Source organism: Celeribacter sp., assembly GCF_048261515.1.
GTDB lineage: Bacteria > Pseudomonadota > Alphaproteobacteria > Rhodobacterales > Rhodobacteraceae > Celeribacter.
Genome location: NZ_JBLXFZ010000007.1, coordinates 98,046 through 121,770 on the forward strand (window position 1 = coordinate 98,046; position 23,725 = coordinate 121,770).

24 protein-coding genes, 1 tRNA gene and 1 riboswitch are annotated in these 23,725 nt (G+C 58.5%); of the genes, 11 read left to right on the plus strand and 14 right to left on the minus strand.

Annotated features, from left to right (window positions below; translation table 11 throughout):
• The first annotated feature begins 35 nt into the window (after positions 1-35).
• The 4 genes from ACN0SC_RS13215 (at position 36) to ACN0SC_RS13230 (ending at position 5,335) form a co-directional block, all read left to right on the plus strand.
• Positions 36-1,028: a glycosyltransferase family 2 protein gene (locus ACN0SC_RS13215; protein ID WP_417250150.1), complete on the plus strand. Its 993-nt coding sequence runs from the start codon at positions 36-38 to the stop codon at positions 1,026-1,028.
• Between the two features lie 164 nt (positions 1,029-1,192).
• Entirely contained in the window at positions 1,193-2,203 is a 1,011-nt protein-coding gene (locus tag ACN0SC_RS13220; protein WP_417250293.1) for a glycosyltransferase family 2 protein, read from the plus strand.
• A complete protein-coding gene (locus ACN0SC_RS13225) occupies positions 2,200-3,897 on the plus strand; it encodes a beta-1,6-N-acetylglucosaminyltransferase (RefSeq protein WP_417250151.1) in 1,698 nt (565 codons plus the stop codon). The genes ACN0SC_RS13220 and ACN0SC_RS13225 overlap by 4 nt, the downstream gene beginning before the upstream one ends.
• Before the next feature lie 7 nt (positions 3,898-3,904).
• Positions 3,905-5,335, plus strand: coding sequence for a nodulation protein NodH (locus ACN0SC_RS13230; protein WP_417250152.1), 1,431 nt, complete (start codon positions 3,905-3,907; stop codon positions 5,333-5,335).
• An 8-nt stretch (positions 5,336-5,343) separates the two neighbouring features.
• On the opposite strand, the gene ACN0SC_RS13235 is transcribed toward ACN0SC_RS13230, so the two are convergent.
• From ACN0SC_RS13235 to ACN0SC_RS13270, 8 genes are all read right to left on the minus strand, one after another.
• Complete coding sequence (locus ACN0SC_RS13235) at positions 5,344-5,808, minus strand: PTS sugar transporter subunit IIA (protein ID WP_417250153.1); 465 nt, start codon at positions 5,806-5,808, stop codon at positions 5,344-5,346.
• Positions 5,809-5,853: 45 nt separating this feature from the next.
• Entirely contained in the window at positions 5,854-6,429 is a 576-nt protein-coding gene (hpf, locus tag ACN0SC_RS13240; RefSeq protein WP_417250154.1) for a ribosome hibernation-promoting factor, HPF/YfiA family, read from the minus strand.
• A 254-nt stretch (positions 6,430-6,683) separates the two neighbouring features.
• Positions 6,684-7,415, minus strand: a complete 732-nt coding sequence (gene lptB / locus ACN0SC_RS13245; RefSeq protein WP_417250155.1) for an LPS export ABC transporter ATP-binding protein — start codon at positions 7,413-7,415, stop codon at positions 6,684-6,686.
• Positions 7,415-7,909 carry a lipopolysaccharide transport periplasmic protein LptA gene (lptA, locus tag ACN0SC_RS13250; protein WP_417250156.1) on the minus strand — a complete coding sequence of 165 codons (495 nt, stop codon included), beginning with the start codon at positions 7,907-7,909 and terminating at the stop codon, positions 7,415-7,417. The genes lptB and lptA overlap by 1 nt, the downstream gene beginning before the upstream one ends.
• Positions 7,910-7,920: 11 nt before the next feature.
• A complete protein-coding gene (locus tag ACN0SC_RS13255) occupies positions 7,921-8,526 on the minus strand; it encodes a hypothetical protein (RefSeq protein ID WP_417250157.1) in 606 nt (201 codons plus the stop codon).
• A 9-nt stretch (positions 8,527-8,535) separates the two neighbouring features.
• Positions 8,536-9,498 carry a KpsF/GutQ family sugar-phosphate isomerase gene (locus ACN0SC_RS13260; RefSeq protein WP_417250158.1) on the minus strand — a complete coding sequence of 321 codons (963 nt, stop codon included), beginning with the start codon at positions 9,496-9,498 and terminating at the stop codon, positions 8,536-8,538.
• Between the two features lie 16 nt (positions 9,499-9,514).
• Positions 9,515-10,126 carry a ribonuclease D gene (locus tag ACN0SC_RS13265; protein WP_417250159.1) on the minus strand — a complete coding sequence of 204 codons (612 nt, stop codon included), beginning with the start codon at positions 10,124-10,126 and terminating at the stop codon, positions 9,515-9,517.
• 154 nt (positions 10,127-10,280) lie between these two features.
• Positions 10,281-10,356 (minus strand) — tRNA-Lys (locus tag ACN0SC_RS13270).
• 102 nt (positions 10,357-10,458) lie between these two features.
• Between ACN0SC_RS13270 and dapF the strand changes: the two genes are divergently transcribed.
• From dapF to ACN0SC_RS13300, 6 genes are all read left to right on the plus strand, one after another.
• Positions 10,459-11,295 carry a diaminopimelate epimerase gene (gene dapF / locus ACN0SC_RS13275; protein ID WP_417250160.1) on the plus strand — a complete coding sequence of 279 codons (837 nt, stop codon included), beginning with the start codon at positions 10,459-10,461 and terminating at the stop codon, positions 11,293-11,295.
• Positions 11,295-12,557: a tRNA (N(6)-L-threonylcarbamoyladenosine(37)-C(2))-methylthiotransferase MtaB gene (gene mtaB, locus ACN0SC_RS13280; RefSeq protein WP_417250161.1), complete on the plus strand. Its 1,263-nt coding sequence runs from the start codon at positions 11,295-11,297 to the stop codon at positions 12,555-12,557. Before dapF ends, mtaB begins: the two co-directional genes overlap by 1 nt.
• A 4-nt stretch (positions 12,558-12,561) precedes the next feature.
• Positions 12,562-13,206: a glutathione S-transferase gene (locus ACN0SC_RS13285; RefSeq protein ID WP_417250162.1), complete on the plus strand. Its 645-nt coding sequence runs from the start codon at positions 12,562-12,564 to the stop codon at positions 13,204-13,206.
• Positions 13,207-13,448: 242 nt separating this feature from the next.
• Positions 13,449-14,009 (plus strand): ubiquinol-cytochrome c reductase iron-sulfur subunit, encoded by a 561-nt coding sequence (gene petA / locus ACN0SC_RS13290; protein ID WP_417250163.1) that lies wholly within the window; start codon positions 13,449-13,451, stop codon positions 14,007-14,009.
• An 11-nt stretch (positions 14,010-14,020) separates the two neighbouring features.
• The gene (gene petB, locus ACN0SC_RS13295; RefSeq protein ID WP_417250164.1) at positions 14,021-15,346 is read left to right on the plus strand and encodes a cytochrome b; all 1,326 of its coding nucleotides are present in this window, start codon (positions 14,021-14,023) and stop codon (positions 15,344-15,346) included.
• A 17-nt stretch (positions 15,347-15,363) separates the two neighbouring features.
• On the plus strand, positions 15,364-16,182 hold the full coding sequence (locus tag ACN0SC_RS13300) for a cytochrome c1 (RefSeq protein ID WP_417250165.1): 819 nt from the start codon (positions 15,364-15,366) through the stop codon (positions 16,180-16,182).
• Between the two features lie 87 nt (positions 16,183-16,269).
• Here ACN0SC_RS13300 and ACN0SC_RS13305 read toward each other — a convergent pair whose 3' ends face one another.
• Genes ACN0SC_RS13305 through thiB form a run of 3 tightly spaced genes read right to left on the minus strand, consistent with a single transcriptional unit; the run spans position 16,270 to position 19,458 of the window.
• The gene (locus tag ACN0SC_RS13305) at positions 16,270-16,971 is read right to left on the minus strand and encodes an ATP-binding cassette domain-containing protein (RefSeq protein ID WP_417250166.1); all 702 of its coding nucleotides are present in this window, start codon (positions 16,969-16,971) and stop codon (positions 16,270-16,272) included.
• Positions 16,958-18,508: a thiamine/thiamine pyrophosphate ABC transporter permease ThiP gene (locus tag ACN0SC_RS13310; RefSeq protein WP_417250167.1), complete on the minus strand. Its 1,551-nt coding sequence runs from the start codon at positions 18,506-18,508 to the stop codon at positions 16,958-16,960. Before ACN0SC_RS13310 ends, ACN0SC_RS13305 begins: the two co-directional genes overlap by 14 nt.
• Positions 18,484-19,458, minus strand: a complete 975-nt coding sequence (thiB, locus tag ACN0SC_RS13315) for a thiamine ABC transporter substrate binding subunit (protein WP_417250168.1) — start codon at positions 19,456-19,458, stop codon at positions 18,484-18,486. The genes ACN0SC_RS13310 and thiB overlap by 25 nt, the downstream gene beginning before the upstream one ends.
• 38 nt (positions 19,459-19,496) lie before the next feature.
• Positions 19,497-19,600, minus strand: a riboswitch (TPP riboswitch).
• Positions 19,601-19,696: 96 nt separating this feature from the next.
• On the opposite strand from thiB, the gene aroC reads away from it, so the two are divergent.
• Positions 19,697-20,800 (plus strand): chorismate synthase, encoded by a 1,104-nt coding sequence (gene aroC / locus ACN0SC_RS13320; RefSeq protein WP_417250169.1) that lies wholly within the window; start codon positions 19,697-19,699, stop codon positions 20,798-20,800.
• 17 nt (positions 20,801-20,817) lie between these two features.
• On the opposite strand, the gene ACN0SC_RS13325 is transcribed toward aroC, so the two are convergent.
• The 3 genes from ACN0SC_RS13325 to ACN0SC_RS13335 all read right to left on the minus strand — a co-directional run bounded on the left by ACN0SC_RS13325 (position 20,818) and on the right by ACN0SC_RS13335 (position 23,616).
• The gene (locus tag ACN0SC_RS13325) at positions 20,818-21,678 is read right to left on the minus strand and encodes a DMT family transporter (RefSeq protein ID WP_417250170.1); all 861 of its coding nucleotides are present in this window, start codon (positions 21,676-21,678) and stop codon (positions 20,818-20,820) included.
• A 66-nt stretch (positions 21,679-21,744) separates the two neighbouring features.
• Positions 21,745-22,032 carry an HU family DNA-binding protein gene (locus ACN0SC_RS13330; protein WP_417250171.1) on the minus strand — a complete coding sequence of 96 codons (288 nt, stop codon included), beginning with the start codon at positions 22,030-22,032 and terminating at the stop codon, positions 21,745-21,747.
• 132 nt (positions 22,033-22,164) lie between these two features.
• A complete protein-coding gene (locus tag ACN0SC_RS13335) occupies positions 22,165-23,616 on the minus strand; it encodes an AMP nucleosidase (protein ID WP_417250294.1) in 1,452 nt (483 codons plus the stop codon).
• Between the last annotated feature and the right edge of the window lie 109 nt (positions 23,617-23,725).

Below are 23,725 nucleotides of genomic sequence, written 5' to 3' on the forward strand. Positions count from 1 at the left end.
CGGTGGTCAGACAGAATCCGACGATCCTTCAACTCATGCACTTGCGCGCTCGACGGCGGCGGTTGCTTGTGCGGGCGTTTCGAAAGCGGCGTGAGCTTCGACCCGTCAAGGAAGCAACGGCGCAGGTGACGCCTGATGCGCCGATCTACGCGTTCTCGACAGTGCGTAACGAGGCGCGCAGGCTCCCCTATTTCCTTGATCACCACCGCGCGCTTGGCGTTGGTCGTTTCCATGTTGTCGATAACGCCAGCGATGACGGCACGGCAGAATTCCTCGCGGACCAGCCGGATGTCTCGCTTTGGACCTCCGCGCATAGCTATCGGCGGTCGCGGTTCGGTATGGACTGGATGAACTGGCTATTGTTGAAACATGGGCATGGGAAGTGGTGCCTGACGCTGGATGCCGATGAGGCACTGATCATACCGCATATGGAGACGCGAGGGCTCCGAGAGCTGACGGCGTGGCTTGATGCGCGCGATGTGCCTTTTTTCGCCGCCACGATGTTGGATCTCTATCCCGAAGGTCGGTTGAGCGAAACTTCCTATTCACCTGGACAGCCCTTCACCGATGCGCTGCCGTGGTATGATGTGGGAAATTACACGCGCACACGTGTCGCCAAGTTCCGCCTGACCTCCATCCGTGGCGGAGTGCGCAAGCGTGTGTTCTTTGAGGATCGGCCTGAATTGTCGCCCCATTTGCACAAGACCCCGCTGATCAAATGGCATTGGCGGTATGCCTACGCCAGCTCGACCCACATCGCACTTCCAACGAAACTCAACGAAGGGTTTGAGCCGCGTTTGAACCTCCCAACGGGCGTGTTGGCCCATTCCAAGTTTCTCGACGAGGTCGTCCAAAAATCGAACGAGGAAAAACTGCGCGGCGAACATTTCACTCGACCAAAGGATTACGATGACTATTACGAGGGGATTGTCGCCGATCCTTGTTTCAAAACCGATGCCTCACAACGCTATCGCGGATGGGAGGGGTTGGTGGTCGATGGTCTCATGACTGCGGGCGCATGGAAGTAGCGGTTTTTGTTGTATTGTTTCTATTTTTGAATGACGTTGTTTACGTAGCGTGCATAAAGTAGCTACTACGGTGCGAACGGGTAATTTGTGAGCGCCCGCCTTTGGGCAAAACCGTGTGTGACGGCCTGAGCGGGCCGCGCGCACCAGTAGCATTAGAGGCTGATTTGGGGCTTTGGGAAAACTATCGGTTTAGGGTGCGACGGCAGTATCGGTTGGCTCGGTCATTCCGAAAAAGCCGATCCCTGACCTGCGTGAAAAATGCGACGTCAAAGATCGCACGCGATGATGTTCTCTTGGTCAGCACCCTGCGCAACGAACGTGTGCGGCTGCCCTATTTCTTCAAATATTACAGGGATCTGGGCATTAGCCACTTCCTGATCATCGACAATGACAGCGACGATGGCTCACGCGAATATTTGGCCGAACAGGAGGATGTGTCGCTCTGGCACACAACGGCGAGCTACAAGGCTGCGAATTTTGGCGTCGACTGGATGAACTGGATCTCACGCAAGTATTGCGATGGTCATTGGACGCTCACCGTCGATCCCGACGAATTCTTCGTTTACCCCTTTTGCGACACCCGCCCAATTCCCGCTCTTACTGACTGGCTCGACAATTCCGGGATCAAAAGCTTCTCTGCGATGTTGATCGACATGTATCCCAAGGGCGACATTCGCGCGGTTCCTTATGTGGAGGGGCAAAACCCGATCGGGATCGCGGAGTGGTTTGATAGTGGCAACTACAAGCACTCGGTGAACCCCGAGTATTACAATCTCTGGATACAGGGCGGGCCGCGGGCGCGAATCTTCTTCACCGACGACCCTTACCATTCGCCGTCCTTGAACAAGATTCCCTTGGTCAAATGGAGCAAGCGCTATGCTTACGTGCAGTCAACGCACATGCTTTTGCCGCGCGGGCTCAATCTGGTTTACGACACAGACGGTGGTGAGATGGCGTCTGGCGCCCTTCTGCATGCGAAATTTCTCAATACGCTGGTTCCGAAAGCGGAAGAAGAACTTACCCGACGGCAGCACTACGCCAGCAGCCGTGAATACGCCGCCTACCACAAGAACATCCAAGAGAACCCTGACCTGTGGTGTAACTGGTCGGAGCGATACATCAACTGGCGACAGTTGGAGATCCTTGGTCTGATGTCGAAGGGGAACTGGGCATGACCGTCGGGTTTGTCATGTTGGTTCACACAGCGCTTGATCGCGCGGAGCAGGTTGCTCGGCATTGGGCCGAGAACGGCTGCCCCGTCGTGATCCATGTCGATAAACGGGTGAAGAGCAACGACTACCAACCCTTCGTCGAAAGCCTCGCCGATCTCGACAATGTTCTGTTCAGCAAGCGTCATGCCTGCGAGTGGGGCACGTGGTCACTTGTCGCTGCGTCACAAGATGCTTCTGAAGTGATGCTCGACCGCTTCGCCAATGTGCAGCACGTCTACCTTGCATCGGGTTCGTGCCTGCCACTTCGGCCCGTGTCAGATCTGAAAGCCTATCTCGCGGCGCGTCCGACCACCAATTTCATCGAGAGCGTCACGATTGAGGATGTGCCGTGGACCGTCGGTGGTCTCGATCAGGAACGGTTCACCCTGCGCTTCCCTTTCTCGTGGAAGACGCAGCGCCGCATGTTCGACAACTACGTCAGTTTTCAGCGCGCCATCGGATACAAGCGGAAGATCCCCGAGGGCCTTGTTCCACATCTCGGATCGCAGTGGTGGTGCCTGTCGCGCCAAACCCTTACGGCGATCCTCAGGGACAAGCGCCGTGCAGCCTATGACGCATATTTCAAGAAGGTCTGGATTCCCGACGAGAGCTATTATCAAACCTTGGTGCGGCTCTATTCGACGGACGTTGAGAGCAGATCGCTGACGCTGTCGAAATTCGACTATCAGGGCAAACCGCATATTTTCTACGACGACCACCTCCAGCTCTTGCGTCGTTCGGATTGCTTCGTTGCGCGCAAAATCTGGCCGCGGGCGGATCGGCTTTACGATATGTTCCTTGGCGATGGTCAAAACCCGATGAAGGGCGCAGAGCCTAATCCGGGCAAAATCGACCGTGTGTTCTCAAAAGCCGTCGACCGCCGCGTCAATGGTCGCGAGGGCCTCTATATGCAAAGCCGTATGCCCGCCGAAGGGCAGGAACGTGGCAAGACATGTGCTCCCTATTCGGTGTTTGAAGGGTTCGACGATCTGTTCGAAGATTTTGACCAGTGGCTCACTAGAACCGTGGGCGCGCGGGTGCATGGGCATCTCTATGCCCCTGAGGGTGCGCAGTTTGTCGGGGGTCAGAAAGTCTATGCAGGGGCGCTATCGAATTCGCCCACGCTTCGTGACTATGATGCGCTCGGTTTCTTGACCGCCCTGATCTGGAATACGCGAGGTGAGCGGCAGTGCTTTTCGCACGGGCCGCGTGATACCCAAGACATCAGTTGGCTCATTGCGACCGACCCGAATGCGCAGATTTCAGTCATTTCGGGCGCGTGGATGGTGACGCTTTTCCGCTCCAATCTCGATTTCGTCACGGTGCGCCGAGAGGCGGCACGATTGCAGAAAATCGAGGCCGAACACCTTGAAATCTTGCGATCACGCCATGTGAAGGCGCGGATCCGTATCTGGACCATGGCGGATTTCATCGAGAACCGAATGGAGTTTTTACAGACCATTATCGACGAGATCGGGCCGCGCAATGTGCGCAGATTGACTGAAACACCAAAGATGCGCGACTTGACGGGGTTTTCCAAGTTCCTCCAAGACCTTAAAAACAAAGGTATGTCGCCTTACCTTGTTGGTGACTTCCCGACGGGAACCGACAGTGAAACCGCGCCGCGCGAAAGTAAGCGGCCCTACCTAGTGAAGTGATCCGCGTATGTCCGACAGTTTCGACTATTTCGTTATTCTCGCTGAAATGCGCACGGGGTCGAACTTCCTTGAGGAAAACGTCAATTCCTATCCTGGATTGAAATGTTGGGGCGAGGTCTTCAACCCTGCATTCATCGGCAAAGCGCGAAAGAACGAGTTGCTCGGCGTATCAATTGCCGATCGGGAGCGTGATCCGAATGGCCTGTTGGACAAACTGATCGCGGAGACGGACGGTCTCGCGGGGTTCAGGTTTTTCCACGATCACGACCCGCGCATTCTCGATCGCGTTCTCAAGGACAGGACGTGCGCTAAGATCATCCTCACCCGCAACCCGCTCGAAAGCTACGTTTCGCGAAAGATTGCTGGCGCAACGGGACAGTGGCGTTTGGGCGATCTCAAGGATGCGCGGTCGGCGCAAGTGCGGTTTGACAAGGCCGAGTTCACCGAAATGCTCGACGAGGTAAAGGCGTTTCAGATCCACCTGCAACGGCGGCTCCAGACCTCGGGACAAACGGCGTTTTACATCAATTATGAGGACATTCAGGACATCGAGGTGGTCAACGGGCTGGCACGCTATCTGGGTGTGACCGAAGAGCGAAACAAGACAAACACCAAGACCAAGGTGCAGAATCCATCAAGCCTGAAGGACAAGGTTGTCAATTACGACGAGATGGTTGCCGACCTTGCCTCGGTGGACCACTTCAATCTCTCCAACACGCCGAATTTCGAGCCGCGTCGCGGGCCTGCGGTGCCGACATATGTCGCCGCGGCGGATGCTCCTCTGCTCTATCAACCCGTGCGGTCGGGCCCGACAAAGGTGGTCAAGGCGTGGATGGCGGCGCTTGATGGCGTTGGCGTGGAGGATCTGCGCTCGGGCTTCACTCAAAAAAGCCTACGCAATTGGAAGCGCAATGCGAAGCAGCACAGAAGTTTCACTGTCATTTCGCATCCCGTTGTGCGGCTGCATCGCGCATTTTGTCGCCATATCCTGTCGACTGGTCCCGAGTGCTACAATGAAATTCGCGAAACGCTGCGCACCACCTACAGCCTGCCGATCCCTGCGGGAGAGGTGACCGCCGATAACTATAGCAAGGCGCAGCACAGAGCAGCGTTCATAGGGTTCGCAGGATTTATCAAGGGCAACCTCAACGGCCAGACATCCATTCGCGTTGACGGGGCTTGGGCCTCGCAATCGGAGGTGATCAAGGGTTTCGCGGAATTCTCGCTGCCCGACATGGTGCTGCGTGAGGAAACGCTCGTGCGCGACCTCGCATGGCTTGCCGAAGCCGCCCGAGTGAAGAAAGCCCCTGCGCCAGAATCTCTCTCCGCCGACCAACCCTTTGCGCTCAACGACATTTACGACAACGACGTCGAGAAGGCCGTCAAAGCGGCCTACCAGCGGGATTACATGATTTTCGGTTTGAAGCCCTACGCCTGACCTGTGGTTCAGGCCGCTTTCGATGCGGCGTCCGACGTAAGGATCGCGTGCAGCGTCGCAGGATCGCTGTTGGCGCGCAGTTTTGCGCAGATATCGCTGTCGCGCATGGTACGTGATACCAGAGCCAGCGCCTTGAGATGCTCGACGCCTGAATCTGCGGGCGCAAACAGTGCAAATACGAGATCAACCGGCTGTCTGTCGACCGCGTCGAATGCCATCGGGGTTTCAAGGCGCACGAAGACACCAACCACACTGTCCAGCCCGTCGATTCGCGCATGCGGAAGCGCGACGCCATGCCCGACACCTGTCGGCCCAAGGCTCTCGCGCTCTTGCAGCGCATCTACGGCATCGTCGAGAGACAAGCCGAAAACGCCCGACGCCAGTTCGCCGAGATCTTGGAACAGGCGCTTCTTCGAGGTCATTTTGCCGACGACCTTAACCGCCTGCGGATGCAGTATCTTGGATAGTTCCATGGAGTGATTACCCGCCCTGACCCGCAGCCAGAGCGGGTAGGATCCTCAAGTTGCGTTGTTCGGGTCAATCCAGCCGATGTTTCCATCGGGTCGCTGGTAGACCACGTTAATACCGGCTTTGCCCTCATTCTTGAACACCAAGACTGGAGCGCCTGTCAGTTCCATATGCATAACCGCTTCACCGACCGAGAGCGTGGGGATCTTTGTCTCCATCTCGGCAATGATCATCGGTTGCAGGTCTTCGGGCTCCTGATCTTCATCGTGCTCTGACGCGGCGAGGATATACGCGGAAGCGCCGTGAAGTTCAACCGGCTCCGCGCGTTGCTTGTGATGATCTTTCAGGCGTCGCTTGTAGCGGCGCAGTTGTTTTTCCATTTTCTCGGCGCATTTGTCGAAAGCGGCGTAGATTTCGTGCGCGTGCGCTTGGGCCTGTGTGGTGAGACCTGTAGAAAGGTGGACCACCGCCTCACAAACAAATTCCGCTCCGCTTTTCGAGAAGACAACATTGGCGTCAGTTGGCCGCTCCGCGTATTTGGAGATTACCTCGCCCAGTTCCGCCTTCACATGTGTTTGAAGGGCGTCGCCGATGTCGATTTGTTTGCCGCTGATTTGGTATCTCATAGATACCTCCTTTTCTTTAGGGGAGCTTACACGCGCGAGGTTACGCCCGCGCGGGTTGCTCGGACTTTGTGGGTTAGCGGTGATTGATGCGAACGCTGACCGCCGATCCCAAACAATGCTGTGTGGGGCCAATCTGGCGCTGTCATGATGACGACCGAGGTATGGCCGACACGAGCGCGGATCGAGGAACGATCTTCAGGCATCACATGTATTTGGTGCCAGAATCTCCCGACTTGTCAACTGACCTAGATCAATCAGACGCGGAAATTTTCTCCGAGGTAAACGTCACGCACCATTTGGTCGGCTACGATTTCCTCGGTTGTTCCCGATTTGAGAACCTGACCGTCATGAAGAATGTATGCGCGGTCAATAATTCCCAATGTTTCCTGCACGTTATGGTCGGTAATCAGGACACCGATTTCGCGTGACTTCAGGTCAAGAACAAGACTCCTGATCTCGCCCACGGCAATTGGGTCGACGCCCGCGAAAGGCTCGTCAAGCAACACATAGGACGGATCGGACGCGAGGCAACGTGCGATCTCCACGCGACGCCTTTCGCCGCCCGAAAGCGACAGGGCGGGAGCACGGCGCAGGTGTGAGATAGAGAACTCGGAGAGAAGCTCCTCCAGCCGCTCCCGGCGCACAAGCGGGTCGGATTCGGCGATCTCGAGGATGGCGAGGATGTTGTCCTCGACGCAAAGGCCGCGGAAAACGGAAGCCTCTTGCGGCAAGTAACCGATCCCCATTTTCGCACGGCGATACATGGGCAGAAGCGTGACATCCTGTCCGTCCACCGTCACTTCGCCTGCTTCGGGCATCACCAGCCCCGCAATTGAGTAGAAACAGGTGGTTTTACCCGAGCCGTTCGGTCCGAGAAGCGCGACAACCTCACCCTTCTCAAGATCCAAAGACACGTCCCGAATCACGGTGCGTTTGCGATATCCCTTGCGCAGGTTCCGGACGCGCAGCCCGCTTGCTTCGGTCATCATTCGCTACCAGGCTGAAGGACCGTGCGGACCCGACCATCAACGCGGCCCGTGCCCGTGGCGAGGTCAACGACCATGCGTTCGCCCGAAATGATACCGCCCGCTTGCGTCAAAAGCACATTTCCCGTGAGAATCACTTGTGACGTGGTGAGGTCGTATTCGGCATTTTGCGCTTCCACCGCTTCGTCACCATTGGCCAAAGTCACGTCACCCGATGCCAGAAGTTGCGCAATCTCGCCGCCGTCTTCGGCATAGATCACTTCGACGCGGTTGGCGACGAGGCGCATGGGTCCCTGAACGATATCGACATTGCCCTCAAACACGGCCTTTCCTGTGGCCTGATCGACTTGCAGTGAGTCGGCACCGATCTCTACGGGAAGGCTGCCATCAAGGCTCAAACCGCCAAACGCAATCGACGTCCCCTGCGCTACTGCGGGAAGGGAGGTTGCGATCAATGCGAACGCGAGTAAGGGTGCGGTCAGAAATTTGGACACAGAATACGCTTTCAATCTTTTGGTTGATATACCAGTTTAACCCCGTCTTTGAAAACAAGAAGGTAAGTGTCGGTTTCGGGATCCTTTGAGACGACCATATGTCCCGCATCAAGCGAGCCCAATGGTCCAGTGGCCGACACCTGTCCTGAACTCTCGATCCGCGAAACGTCCAGCATGGCGGCGATACTGTCGGTGCTCACAATGTAGCCTGCGCTAGAGGTCATCAGGACGTCTCCTGCAAGCTCGGCAATCCGCGAGGGTCCGTCAATCACGGCGCGCGTCGCTTCCAAGGTCAATGCGCTACCGTCGGGCAGGTTTACGCTGCCTGAAATCGCGGTGGAGTTTACAACGTCGGGATCGGAGAGATCGGGGCGGACTTTATCGGCGGAGAGATAGATCTCGGCGCCATCCGTGGTCACTGTCGAAAACGCAGGACCATCAAGGCGTTTTTCCCGCGCGAGGGTTTCAAGGTCGACCCGCGCAAAGGGGATAGACATTTCGTAGGGTTGTCCGCGCGCAAAAAGAAACAGCGTCGCCAGAAGCCCGAGGCTGAGCAGGGGCAGGACGAGTTTTGCCGCGGCGACGAACCGCGAGTGAGTGGTGTCTGATCGCGCCATATCGGTGTTTTACACCACGCCCGCGCGCAAACAGTCCTGAATTTTCAGAATTCCGCAGGGGCGCCCGTTTTCGGCGGGATCCCGCACAAAAAGACAGGTAATGGCGCGTTCGTCCATCCGCGCAACGGCCTTTTCCGCAAGCGCATCAGGTGAGATAGTCAGCGGGTCGCGGGTCATGACCTCGCGGGCGGTTTTGCGAAGAACGTCACCGATGTTCCGGCGCAAGTCACCGTCAGTGATGATCCCGACCAGACGCGCTTCATTATCCGTCACGCCAACGACACCGAATCCCTTTTCAGAGATAACGTTGATGGTGTCTTTCATCGGTAGATCTTCGGACACCAGTGGCATGTCGTCGTTCATCAGATCACGCACTTTCGTCAGGCGCGCGCCGAGCTTGCCGCCCGGATGCAGCATTCGGAAATTATCGGCAGTGAAGGCGCGATGTTCCATCAGCGCGATGGCCAATGCGTCTCCGAGTGCCAGCGTCATCGTGGTTGATGTGGTCGGCACAACCCCCTGATCGCAGGCTTCTTCGACCGCAGGCAGGATCAATCCCACGTCACAAGCGCGGATGAGCGAGCTTTCGGGATTCGATGCCACGCCGATCATTGGGATTTTGAATCGACGTGTAAAAGCGACCAGATCGGCCAGTTCGGGTGTTTCGCCAGAGTTTGACAGAACGAGCACCACATCATCGCGTCCGATCATGCCGAGATCGCCATGGGAGGCTTCTGCAGGGTGGACAAAATGCGCGGGCGTTCCTGTGGATGCGAGGGTCGCGGCAATCTTGCGCGCGATATGTCCCGATTTCCCCATTCCCGTGACGATCACGCGCCCCTTGGCGTCGAGAACCATCTGCGCCGCTTGGGCAAAAGCATCGCCGATGTGTTGAGACAGGAGCGACAGGGCCTCGGCTTCGCGGTTGATGACGCGGCGGGCGGTGGTGAGAAACTGGTCGGACTGGCTCATAGGCTCGGCCCCTCGATCAATGTGCAAAGATGTCAGTGTCCGGCCAGCCTGCGAGATCGAGTTTCGCGCGCATCGGCAGGAAGTCGAAACAGGCCTGCGCCATCTCGACGCGCCCTTCGCGCTCCAGCATGGTATCCAGCTTTTCGCGCAGTTTGTGCAGGTAGAGGACGTCGGAGGCGGCGTAGTCTAGCTGGGCGTCGGTCAATTCTTCGGCCCCCCAGTCGCTCATCTGCTGATACTTGGAAATGTCGGTTTTCAGCAGTTGGTCGAGAAGGTTCTTGAGCCCGTGGCGATCGGTGAAGGTCCGCACGAGTTTCGAGGCGATCTTGGTGCAATAGACAGGCTGCGCGAGCGCGCCGAAGGTGTGATACATTGCGGCAATGTCGAAGCGCCCGAAGTGGAAGAGCTTGAGAACATTGGGATCTTCCAACATGCGGCACAGGTTGGGGGCTTCGGTTTGCCCTTTGGACACCTGCACAAGATGCGCGTTTCCATCGCCGCCCGACATTTGGATCAGGCACAGGCGGTCGCGATGCGGGTTGAGGCCCATTGTTTCGCAATCGATCGCCACAACTGGACCAAGATCCAGGTCATCGGGAAGATCGTTTTTGTAAAGGAAGTTTGCCACCGCTTGGTCCTCGCATGGAATTGCTTTGCGACGTGAATACGCCTTGCGGGTTTTCGGGGCAAGAGACGAGCCGAATGGCGTCAGCCTGAATTCAAGACAAGACAGGGAAGCCACCCGAGGGTGATTTCCGTCTGTCTTGGTCTTGGGATGAAAGTGGTGAGCCGTGCAGGATTCGAACCTGCGACCCACTGATTAAAAGTCAGTTGCTCTACCAACTGAGCTAACGGCCCACTTTTATCGTGAGCGGGGAACTACAATCGCAGGTCGGGGGCGTCAAGCACTAATCAGAGAATTTCTTGGAAAAGCATCAAACAAGGTTTATATGCGCGGCCATGCAACAGAGCTTTTCTCCTTCGGGCCTGCCCTTTGTTAAAATGCACGGGCTGGGCAATGACTTCGTGATCCTTGATTCACGGGGGCAAGCGGCGCGTGTCACGCCTGAACTGGCCAAAACCGTTGGCGACCGTAACCGCGGGGTCGGTTTTGACCAGCTCGCGGAGATTCGCGACGGGGAGAGCGGAGCCGATATCACGCTCGATTTCTGGAACAGCGACGGATCGCGCGCGGGCGCCTGTGGGAATGCCACGCGCTGTGTCGCGCGGTTGATGCTCGACGAGAGCGGCGCGGATCGCGTGACCATTCGCACCGAGCGCGGTGTTTTGGAAGCTGTTCGCGCGGGTGACGAAGTGTCAGTCAACATGGGCCATCCCCAACGGGACTGGCGCGACGTTCCGCTCGCGCAGGACGTAGATGTGAGCCATCTGCCGATTGAAGGCGATCCCGTGGCGGTCGGTATGGGCAATCCTCATGCTGTCTTCTTCGTTGAGGATGCCGAAGCGGTTGATGTGGCGGGACGCGGTGTGCGTGTCGAGCATGACCCGCTCTTTCCCGAACGCACCAATGTCGAGTTTGCGCAGGTGCGTAGACGCGACGAGATTCGTATGCGCGTCTGGGAGCGTGGCACGGGAATCACGCTGGCCTGTGGGTCAGGCGCCTGCGCCACGGCTGTGGCCGCGGTCGAGCGCGGCTTGACGGGCCGCTGTGTGCGGATGGAAGTAGATGGCGGCTGGCTCACGCTGGATTGGCGTGACGATGGTGTCTGGATGACGGGTCCGACCGCGCTTGTGTTCAAGGGCGAGTTCGACGCCCGATTTCTGGGGCAAGGGTGATGTCGGCGAACCCACCGATATTCGCGACGCTCGGCTGTCGCCTCAACGCCTATGAAACCGAGGCGATGAAAGACCTCGCGGCGAAAGCGGGCGTCGAGAATGCGGTCGTGGTCAACACTTGCGCTGTGACTGCGGAAGCGGTGCGCAAGGCGCGTCAGGAAATTCGCAAGCTGCGCCGCGACAACCCCGATGCAAAGATCATCGTGACAGGCTGCGCCGCGCAGACGGAACCCGATACCTTTACCGCCATGGGTGAGGTCGATCTTGTCATCGGAAACACCGAGAAGATGCAGATCGAGACATGGAACGCCATGGGCCCCGATTTCATCGGTCAGACCGAGCGCGTCCAAGTCGACGACATTATGAGCGTCACGGAAACGGCGGGCCACCTGATCGACGGATTTGGCACACGGAGCCGCGCCTATGTGCAGGTCCAGAATGGCTGCGACCACCGCTGCACCTTCTGCATCATTCCCTATGGCCGAGGCAATTCGCGCTCCGTGCCTGCGGGGGTGGTCGTGGAGCAGATCAAGCGTCTCGTGGACAAGGGCTTTAACGAGGTCGTCCTCACGGGTGTTGATCTGACCTCGTGGGGTGCCGATCTGCCTGCAACCCCGCGTTTGGGCGATCTGGTGATGCGCATTCTCAAACTGGTGCCTGATTTGCCGCGCCTGCGGATCAGTTCGATTGATTCTATCGAGGCTGACGAGATGCTAATGCAGGCGATTGCCACCGAGCCGCGCCTGATGCCGCATTTGCACCTGTCGCTTCAGCATGGCGACGACCTGATTCTCAAGCGCATGGCGCGGCGGCATCTGCGCGACGATGCGATCCGTTTTTGCGAAGAAGCGCGAAAGCTGCGCCCCGAAATGACCTTCGGCGCCGATATCATCGCGGGCTTTCCGACCGAGACAGAGGCGCATTTCGAGAACTCGCTACGCCTTGTCGAGGAATGCGGCCTCACGTGGCTGCATGTCTTCCCATACTCGAAGCGCGAGGGGACGCCCGCGGCGCGAATCCCTTCGCAGGTGAACGGCAAGATCATCAAGGAACGCGCGGCCCGTCTGCGCGAAGCGGGTGAAAAGCGGGTTGCGGCGCATCTGGCGGAGCAAGTCGGGCGCACGCATCACATCCTGATGGAAAACCCGCATATGGGGCGCACTGAGCAATTCACCGAAGTGCGTTTTGATGCGCCGCAGGTCGAGGGGGAGATCGTCACGGCGGCCATCCTCGGCATCGACGGCGCACAACTGACCGCGTGATCCTATGACCCGACCCGTCCTCTATTCCTTCCGCCGGTGCCCTTACGCCATGCGCGCCCGCCTTGCTCTGGCGAGTGCAGGGATTGAAGCCGAACTTCGCGAAATCCTGTTGCGCGACAAGCCGCAGGAGATGTTGGAGGCCTCGCCGAAAGGGACCGTTCCCGTTTTGGTGGACGGGGATCAGGTCGTAGACGAGAGCCGAGATATCATGGACTGGGCTTTGGCGCGGCATGATCCTGAAGGGTGGCGCGATATGCCCGACAGGGGAGAGGAATGGATCGCGGCCATTGAAGGTCCGTTCAAAACCGCGCTGGACCGCTACAAATATCATACGCGCTATGAGGGAGCTAATCCCGTCGATGAGCGCGGCGCGGCAGCCAGTATTCTGTGGAGCGTGGATGATCAACTGCGCGAGTCCGCTTGGCTTTTCGGTGATCGTCCGACTCTTGCAGATATGGCGACGGTGACTTTTGTGCGCCAGTTTGCCAACACCGACCGCGCTTGGTTTGATGCGCAGGACTGGGGTGGTGTGCGGCGCTGGCTTGATGATTTCACAGGATCAGATCGTTTCGCGGCGATCATGACCAAGTATCCGCAATGGTCCGCTGGGGATGTGCCAGTGATCTTTCCCGACGCAAAGTGCGCATAATCATGTCAAACGTCGCTGCGCTGAAATTCACGGCATCCGCGAGCGGCGGGAGCAAATTCGACCGCAGTTGCCCTCCAAATGCCTAAAAACCTGTCTCTTGCGACAACGCGCCCACTCCTGCGTCCTATTGTATGCTGGACGTGAGGCAATCACCTCGCTAAAAGCGCCGACGAAGGGCTGCGGGAAACTGCGGCCTGTCACGCATTGGCCGAATTTCGGCAGAAGACAATGGAGAAAAGCTCGTGTCCCACGTAGACGAACACGAAGGCACTCGCCGCGACTTCCTCTACTACGCCACCGGTGGCGCTGGTGCGGTCGCAGCAGGGGCCGCCGTCTGGCCGCTGGTCAATCAAATGAACCCTTCTGCGGATGTTCAGGCACTGTCCTCGATCCGCGTTGATGTGTCCGGTGTCGAAACCGGCACGCAGCTCACGGTGAAATGGCTCGGCAAGCCGGTGTTCATCCGCCGTCGGACGCAAGAAGAGATCGACGCGGCCCGCGCCGTAGACCTCTCCGCGCTGCCCGACCAGATCGCGCGTAACGAAAATCTTGGCGATGCCGTTGAGGCTTCGGACGAGAACCGCGCGATGGACGAAAGTGGTGAATGGCTGGTGATGATGGGCGTTTGTACCCACCTCGGCTGTGTGCCTCTGGGCGATGGTGCTGGTGACTTCGGCGGCTGGTTCTGCCCCTGCCACGGTTCGCACTACGATACCGCAGGCCGTATCCGCAAAGGTCCGGCCCCCGAGAACCTTCCGGTTCCCGTCGCCGCCTTTGACGGCGATGAAATTGTTTTGGGCTGAGGGAGGAACTGATGTCTGGTATTCCGCACGATCACTACGAGCCTAAATCCGGCGCCGGGAAGTGGCTTCACTCTCGTCTGCCTGTTGTGGGTCTTGTTTACGACACCCTGATGATCCCCACACCCAAGAACCTGAACTGGATGTGGATCTGGGGCATTGTTCTGGCTTTCTGCCTTGTGTTGCAAATTGTGACGGGCATCGTTCTGGTGATGCACTACACGCCGAACGTTGATCTGGCCTTTGCGTCCATCGAGCACATCATGCGTGACGTGAACGGTGGCCACATGCTGCGCTACCTGCACGCCAATGGTGCGTCGCTCTTCTTCATTGCGGTTTATCTGCATATCTTCCGTGGTCTCTACTACGGCTCCTACAAGGCGCCGCGCGAAGTGACGTGGATCGTGGGTATGCTGATCTACCTGCTGATGATGGCAACGGGCTTCCTTGGCTACGTGCTGCCTTGGGGTCAGATGTCCTTCTGGGGCGCGACCGTGATTACGGGCCTCTTCGGTGCGATCCCGTTCATCGGTGAACCGATCCAGACGTGGCTTCTTGGCGGACCCGCCGTGGACAACGCCACGCTGAACCGCTTCTTCTCACTGCACTATCTGCTGCCCTTCGTGATTGCCGCACTTGTGGTTGTTCACATCTGGGCTTTCCATACCACGGGCAACAACAACCCGACTGGTGTTGAAGTGCGCCGCACCTCCAAAGCGGAAGCCGAGAAAGACACGCTGCCGTTCTGGCCGTATTTCGTGATCAAGGATCTCTTCGCCCTCGGCGTCGTCCTTGTCTTCTTCTTCGCTGTGGTGGGCTTCATGCCCAACTATCTCGGCCACCCCGATAACTACATCGAAGCGAACCCGCTGGCGACGCCCGCACACATTGTGCCTGAATGGTATTACTTGCCGTTCTACGCGATCCTGCGCGCATTCACCGCGGATGTCTGGGCTGTTCAGCTCGCGTCCATCATCACTGGCGGTATCGTTGATGCGAAGTTCTTCGGCGTGCTGGCGATGTTTGGCGCGATCTTCGCGATGGCGCTCGTGCCTTGGCTCGACACCTCTTCCGTGCGTTCGGGTAAATATCGCCCGATGTTCAAGTGGTGGTTCTGGCTTCTGGTCGTCGACTTTATCGTGTTGATGTGGGCTGGCGCTATGCCTGCCGAGCCGCCCTACTCGACGATCGCTCTGATCGGTGCGACTTACTGGTTCGCTTACTTCTTCGTTATCCTGCCGTTGCTTGGTGTGATCGAGAAGCCGCTGCCGACGCCCGAAACCATCGAAGACGATTTTGTCGCTCACTACCCGGGCGCTGCTAAAGACGCGGCCAAGTGAGAAAGGAAACAGGGAAAATGATGAAGAAACTTACCCTCTCCGCCCTCACCGCACTGGGCCTTTCCGCTAGTGCGGCGATGGCAGCAGGCGATGCGGCCCATATCCACGATGTGGACTTCTCGTTCGAGGGGCCTTTTGGCACCTACGATCAGATGCAGCTTCAGCGTGGTCTGCAGGTCTACACCGAGGTCTGTGCCGCGTGTCACGGTCTGAAATTCGTTCCCATCCGCACGCTTGCGGATGAGGGCGGGCCGCAGCTGCCTGAGGATCAGGTCCGTGCATTTGCGGAGCAGTTCACGGTGATGGACGAAGCCTCCAACATGCATCTCTATGATGCGGTTGAGGACGAGTTCCGCGCGTTGACGCCGAATGACCACTTCCCCGCCAACGAAAGCCAGAATGCCCCCGATCTTTCGCTCATGGCGAAGTCTCGCGCGGCATTCCACGGTCCCGCTGGCACGGGGATCAACCAGTTCCTGAAAGGGATTGGCGGACCAGAGTATATCGTGGGTATTCTCACGGGTTACACGGGTGAAGAGAAAGTCGAAGCTGGCACCACTTACTACGAGAACACCGCGTTCTCGGGTGGTTGGATCGCCATGGCTCCGCCGCTCTATGGTGAGGATGTCGAATTTGCCGATGGTCACTCCAACGAGTTGCACCACGAAGCAGAAGACGTTGCTGCCTTCCTGATGTGGGCCGCCGAGCCGAAGATGATGGATCGTAAACACGCGGGCTTCCTCGCGGTGGTCTTCCTCGTGGTTTTGACCTCGCTTCTCTATCTCACGAACAAGAAGCTCTGGGCTCCGCATAAAGGCAAGAAATTCGACCTTTGATCGCGACGATCCCTGACAGCATTGAAAAGCGCCCCGATCATCTCGGGGCGCTTTTTCTTTTTCTGCGGATTGGAATGGAGGACGGGATCAACCATCACCGACATAGGCGCGGTATCCTGCTGGAGGCTCCGCTTCCAGTTCTTCCCATGATTGCGGCGCATGTGCGGTGCCCGTGTCGACCCAGATCACGTAATCCGCAAACCGGCGTGCATCGGCGAGGTCGTGGCTGACCATCAACATCGTCGCGCCAAGGCCCGTGCCCACCTTACTTGCAAGCGCGGTCATCTCTACCCGCATCGCGGGGCCGAGCGCGGAGAAGGGTTCGTCCAGCAGGACAATCGGCTGTCGCTGCACGAGAATGCGGGCAAGCGCCACGCGGCTCTGCTGCCCGCCCGAAAGCTGCGCTGGCCGCTTTCCCCCCATGCCACCAATTCCCACGGCGGCGAGCGCGTTCTCGACACGCTCCCAATCTTGCGGGGAGAGCTTCAGGTTAGGTGCGATCCCAAGCCCGACATTCTGCGCGGCGGTCATATGTGGGAAGAGGTTATTGTCTTGAAACAGATGCGACATTGGACGGGCCACAGGAGGCATCTCTGTCAGGTCGCGTCCTTCCCACGAAATCCGACCCTGATCCAACGGAACGAAACCACCGATCGCGCCGAGCAGCGTGGACTTTCCCGCTCCTGAGGGGCCGACCATCGCCAGTTTCGTGACCCCATCGGGCACCGTGAAATTGGCGGACAGTTCAAAGGTGTCCCTTTGGATCACCACATTCTTAATCGTCAGCACGGCCACGTCCTCCTCGTTCAAACACATAGAACAGCATCAGGCTGAGAGCGAGGAGAAGCAGCGCAGCGCCCATGGCCTGTTCCATGCGATAGCTGCCCATCAGACGGTAGATCTGGAGCGGCAGGGTCGCATCATCGGGGCGTGCGAAGAGTGCAATGACGCCGAGATCGCCCATGGATAGCGCCGCCGAAAGGCCGCCTGCGTAGCCAAGAGGGGCGCGTATGCGCGGCAACAGCACCAAGCGGAACCGCGCCCAGCCTGTTACCCCCAATCCGTCAGCCAGCTGCCCGAAGCTCCGTTCGGTCGCGCTTACCGATGGTGCCACGATTCGTACCGCGAAAGGGAGCGCCATTATCGCATTGACCACCATGGTGACGGGTAGGGCGAGGGAGGCTGGGTCGGCGAAGGGAAATACGAGGATAAAGAGACCCGTCCCCATCACCAAGGGTGACGCAGCGATGGAGGTGAGCGCGATGCCTTCCAACCATCGCCACTGTATTGCGGCTAAGGAGAGCGCAAGGGCAAGGCCAAGTGTCAGTGCAGTGGAGCCGAGCGCGACCATGAGCGACCGTCCTGCGGCCGTCCACACGGACGTTGGCAAGTCCAAGAGGCCATTTGCTCCGTCGAAGGCCAACGTAACCAGCGGCGCAAGCAGGAACAGTGTCGCCGCGAGGATCCAGAAACTGTCACCCAAACGTCGAGCAATCGTATCAGGGTCAAAGCGCTCGACCTTACGCCCCAGTGCGCCCGACAGGACTTGCGGCACTTGGAACCGGAGCGAGGCCACAGCGGCGATGGCGCAGATACCAAACTGGATCAGGGATAGAAGCGCGGCTTTGCCGAGGTCGAAATCGTAGCGAAACGCCTCATAGATCGCGAGTTCCACTGTGGTCGCCTTCGGACCCCCGCCAAAGGTCAGGGCAACCGCGAAAGAGGTCGTGCAAATGAGAAAGATCACCGCCAACGCACCTGGAACGATGTCGCGCAACATCGGCCCTTCAACATGGCGCAGGGTCTGCCATCCGTTGAACCTGAGCGCGGCAGCAAGACGAAACCGTTCGGCGGGAATCGTGCCCCAACCATGAAGCAGGAGCCGCACGGCAAGTGGTAGGTTGAAAAACACATGCGCGATGAGAATGCCATGCAGGCCATAGATGGAAATAGGCTCAAATCCAGCCCAATCGAGTACATGCGACAGGAACCCCGATCGCCCGAACACGGCCGTGAGCCCAAGGATCGCGACGATCACAGGCAGGATGAACGGTGCCCCGAGCAGGACAATCAGGAGACCGCGAAACGGAAAGTCACGCCGCGCTAGTGCGCGTGCCACGGGAATTGCGAAGCCGACAGACAGGAACGCCGAGAGTGTCGCCTGCATGACCGTGAAGCGGACAGCGGCCCAGTCGAACTGCCCGAGCGCGCTCACGCTCTCCGCCGACAGCGCGACGGTTGCCAATGTGCCGAAGCTGAGGAAGGCGACAAGCGCCGCCGCCCCCAGCCCCGACCAGAGCACTACTGGCTGAACGCGGCGCGCCATTCGGCAATCGCTTGGTCACGCAGTGCGGCGGCGTCCGCTTCCTGCAGGTAGAGCGCTTTTGACGGGTAGTTCAGTTCCGAAAACGCGGCGGGCCACTCGGATTCGGGCAGGGCCGAGGGGTAGGACCAGTTCGCGGTCGGAATGAGCGACTGGAACCGTTCGTCAAGGATGAAGGCCATGAAGGCATCGGCCAGTTCAGGTTGATCCGTGTCTGCAACCTTCGCCGCCAGCTCGACAAGCATGTAATGCCCCTCGTCGAAGATCGCGGCCGACTTGGTGTCGTCCTCTTCGGCGATGATGTGGTAGGCGGGCGAGGTGGTGTAGGACAGCACCATGTCGACTTCGCCATCGGCGAAGAGGCCATAAGCCTCTGACCAGCCTTGCGTGACGACGCTGACTTTCGGCGCGAGCTTGGCCCATGCCTCTTGCGCACCTTCGCCAAAAACCTCATGCCCCCAAAGCACCATGGCCAAGCCCGACACGGAGGTGCGCGGGTCTTGGATGGCGATGGTCCAATCCTCATCAGAGTTCACCAGCTCCTCAAACGAGGTCGGCGGATTGGTGATCTTCGTGTTGTCGTAGATGAAGGCGGTATAGGACCAGTTGAACGGCAGGAAGGTGTCGTCCGTCCACTCAACAGGCAGCGTCAACAGAGACGAATCCTGCCCATGAGGCGCGAATAGCCCTGTCTCGCGTGCCTTCTTGGTCACATCGGAAGCCAGCCCGATCACGACATCGGCGCGGGTGCGCTCGCCTTCAAGCAGCAGGCGCGGAAGCACATCGCCCGTGACATATTCGATTTCGCAGTCACAGCTTTCCTCAAAGGCCGCTTTGATCGATGGGCCAGGGCCCCATTCCGAGGCGAAATAGTCGGGTGCGTAGATCGTGAGAGGATCGGCCTGTGCGCCGAATGCGGCGATCCCTGCCGCAAGTGTCAGTCCATATTTCATGGCTCGCTCCATATAGTATGGGCGAAGTAAAGGTCAGCGTGTTGGGCTGCTACCTTCCCTCCGCCGGTGTTAGCCGGTTCAGGTTCAACGGGTCCGCGATTGCGCATCTCAGCCAGATTGTCTGGCACCCCGAGGTAGCCGCGAATGTAGCGCAGGGGATGGAAAGCGCAAGGGGAACCAACGGGGCCTTTCCTGCGCGGCGTCGAGACGATAAAGGAGGGGGCGAAGGAGCCGCATCATGAGCATGAATACGTTCGGACATCTTTTCCGCTTTACCACTTGGGGTGAGAGCCACGGGCCCGCCTTGGGGGCCACCGTCGATGGCTGCCCTCCTGGTATCGAGATTTCCGAGGAGATGCTTCAGGTCTGGCTCGACAAGCGCAAACCCGGAACGTCGAAATATACGACCCAACGGCGCGAGCCCGATCAGGTGGAAATCCTCTCGGGTGTGTTCGAGGGAAAGACAACGGGCACGCCGATCCAGTTAATGATCCGCAACACCGACCAGCGGTCCAAGGATTACGGCGAGATTGCGCAAGCCTTCCGCCCAGGTCACGCAGATATCACCTATTTCCAGAAATACGGCATCCGTGACTATCGAGGTGGCGGGCGGTCGTCCGCACGTGAAACAGCGGCACGGGTCGCGGCGGGTGGTATTGCACGCGCCGTTCTGGCGCAGCTCGCACCAGAGATTGAGATCAAGGGATACATGACCCAAATCGGCCCGCACGGGATCGAAGGCGCGCGCGACATGGCCGAGATCGACAACAACCCGTTCTGGGTGCCCTCGGCAAAAGCCGCTGAAAGTTGGGCTGCCTATCTCGATACGATTCGAAAGTCGGGGTCTTCCGTGGGTGCCGTGGTCGAAGTGGTCGCCAAAGGCGCTCCTGCGGGCCTCGGCGCACCGATTTATGCCAAGTTAGACACTGATCTGGCCGCGGCGATGATGTCGATCAACGCGGTCAAAGGTGTGGAAATCGGCGAAGGGATGAACGCGGCCTGTCTCACGGGTGAGGAGAACGCCGACGAGATGCGGATGGGGCCGAATGGTCCCGAGTTCGCCTCCAACCACGCGGGCGGTATCCTTGGCGGCATTTCCACGGGGCAAGACCTCGTGGTGCGTTTCGCCGTGAAGCCTACGTCCTCGATCCTGACCCCGCGCAAAACCGTGACGAAATCGGGCGAGGAAACGGACTTGATCACCAAGGGCCGCCACGATCCCTGTGTCGGTATTCGTGCCGTGCCTGTGGGCGAGGCCATGATGGCATGCGTTCTGCTCGACCACCTGCTCTTGCATCGTGGGCAGGTGGGTGATGGACCACGCGGAATTGTCGGGGAATAGACCCTAACGCGGCTCAATCAGGCTTTCGACAATTGCACGGCGAGAATGCCGATCATGATCGTCAACACGCCTGCCACGTCCCAGACACCAACCTTTTCACCCAGAAGTGCGGCGGCAATCGCCACGCCGAAGAACGGGTTGAGGAAGTGATAGGCGGCGGATTTGACCGTGCCGATCCGTTCAACGAGTTTGAACCAAATCCACGTGGCCATCAGGCCTGGCACAAAGGTGGTGTAGAGCATTGCACCGACGAGCGTGCTTGACCAGTTGACGGTATAGGTATCGACGAAGGGTGATATGAACACCAACGCCGTCCCGCCGATCAGGCTCTGGATGCCCACGACCATCAAGACGTTTTTCCCCGCACCAACAGAGCGAACGGTCAGTGTGGCAATGGCAAGCGCCACAGTGCCGACCACGCACATCAGAAGGCCGAGGGGATCGCTGCCTGCCGAAAGGCGCGTGCCCATGATCAGCATGACACCGATAAAGCCGAGCACAAGACCGCCAAGAGCCATTGGACGCAGCTTTTCCCGCAGGAGGACAACGGACAAAAGTGCCACAACGAGCGGCATGGATGAGGCCAGCACCGAGGCAAGCGAGGCCTCGACACTTTTCATTGCGAGGAAATAGAGGCCGAGGTAGGCGGTGTTCTGGCATAGGCCGAATAGGATGATCCCGTGCCATTGCGGTCGCGTGAAGGTCCATGTCTGCCCCATAGCGCGCGCTAGGATGATCCCCACGACGCCAGAGAGGTAGAACCGCACGGCAAGCGAAGCTAGTGCTGGCGCGTCTGATACGATGACCCGTGCCGAGGTGAACGCCGACGACCACATCAGGACGAAGGTAACACCCATAACAACCGATTTGATATCCATGCGACCCCCGCGAAAAAGAAAAGGGCCGCCAATCGGGCGGCCCTCACTGAATTTCTGTCAACGGGCTTAGCCGTTCACGCTGTCTTTCAGTGCTTTAGCGATGGTCATTTTCACAACCTTGTCCGCTTCTTTCTTCATCTGCTCGCCGGTCTGCGGGTTGCGGACCATGCGCTCGGGGCGCTCACGGCAGTAGATTTTGCCGACACCGGGAAGGGTCACTGCGCCACCGGCGGAGACTTCCTTCGTGATGATGCCAGTCACAGCTTCCAGAGCGGCGCTAGCGGATTTTTTGTCTGTACCCATTTCTTCCGCGAGAGCGGCAACAAGTTGGGTCTTGGTCATCGGTTTCGACATTCGTGTATCTCCTCGTACCTCCCCCCTGTGGTAGGGGGTTATTGCGCATTTTTAAGCGAATATTGTGGGGGCGCACAACGATTAGTATGCAATCAGGGGCATTTTTCCCGTATTTTGTTGGTTTTTCGGGCTCTAGAGGAAGGCCGTTTCCTCAAAAGAGCGCAATTTACGACTGTGGATGCGTTCTATGGGCATATCACGCAGTCTTTCCATCGCCCGAATGCCAATCAACAAGTGGCGGGCTACCTGTGTTGTATAGAAGTCCGACGCCATCCCTGGAAGCTTCAATTCACCGTGCAGGGGCTTGTCAGAAACGCACAGGAGCGTGCCATAGGGGACACGGAAGCGGAAGCCGTTGGCGGCAATCGTCGCGCTTTCCATATCTAGGGCGACGGCGCGTGACTGTGACAGGCGCTGCACGGGACCGGACTGATCTCTCAACTCCCAGTTCCGGTTGTCGATCGTTGCGACGGTGCCTGTGCGCATGATCCGCTTCAGGTCGTAGCCTTCAAGCTGTGTCACATCAGCCACCGCGGCCTCAAGGGAGGTTTGGATCTCGGCCAGGGCAGGGATCGGCACCCAAACAGGCAGGTCGTCATCGAGGACGTGATCCTCACGCAGGTAGGCGTGCGCCAGTACGAAGTCGCCGAGCCGCTGCGAATTACGCAGCCCCGCGCAATGCCCGACCATCACCCACGCATGAGGACGCAAAACTGCGATGTGATCGGTTGCGGTTTTCGCATTCGACGGACCAACACCGATGTTGACCAGAGTGATCCCCGACCCGTCCGCACGTTTGAGGTGGTAGGTCGGCATCTGCGGCATTTTCGTCGTGGGCGGGATCGGTTCCTCCCCGCTTGTGATCTCCACGTTGCCCGTCGAGACAAAGGAGGTGTAACCGCTCTTGGGATTATCAAGCTGCGCACGGGCATAGGCCTCGAACTCGCTCACGTAGAACTGGTAGTTGGTGAAGAGCACATGGTTCTGGAAATGTACGGGATCGGTCGCGGTGTAATGCGACAGGCGTGCGAGCGAATAGTCGATGCGTTGCGCCGTGAAAGGAGCAAGCGCACCCGACCCGTCTCCGTGGACATAGCCCAACCCGTTGACGATATCGTCGTGAGTGGTCGCAAGATCGGGCACGTCGAAGAAATCGCGCAGCGGATAGTCCATCGCGCCTTCCTGCGGGATGGTGATCTCGGCGTCATTGGCGACGGCAAAATGCACAGGCATCGGCACATCGGACGGGCCGATTTCGACGTTGACGCCGTGGTTACGCACGATCTGCTCGATCTGTTGGATCAGGTAGTTGCGGAACAGGTCGGGGCGGGTGATCGTGGTCGAATAAATGCCAGGATTGGCGACATGGCCAAAGGACAGGCGCGTATCCATCGCTGCATAGGACGTCGTGCGGACGCGAATCTCGGGATAAAAAGCGCGATAGCGCGCTGTCGGTGCGGTGCCTGATGCGGCCAAAGAGAACTTCTCGGTCAGAAAATGAGACGCCGTCAAATAGAGTTCTGTGAGCATATCCACGGCTTCGGCCGCGTTCGAGAAGGCCTTCGGCGCGGGCATTTGAGGCATTTCGATGGGGAGCGTTTCACTGGACTTGATCACGGCTGCGTCTTCTTTCCTGTCGGTTGGGCTGGCTTTGCCCTTGGCTTCTTGTATTTGCACATTAGGGTCATTTGTC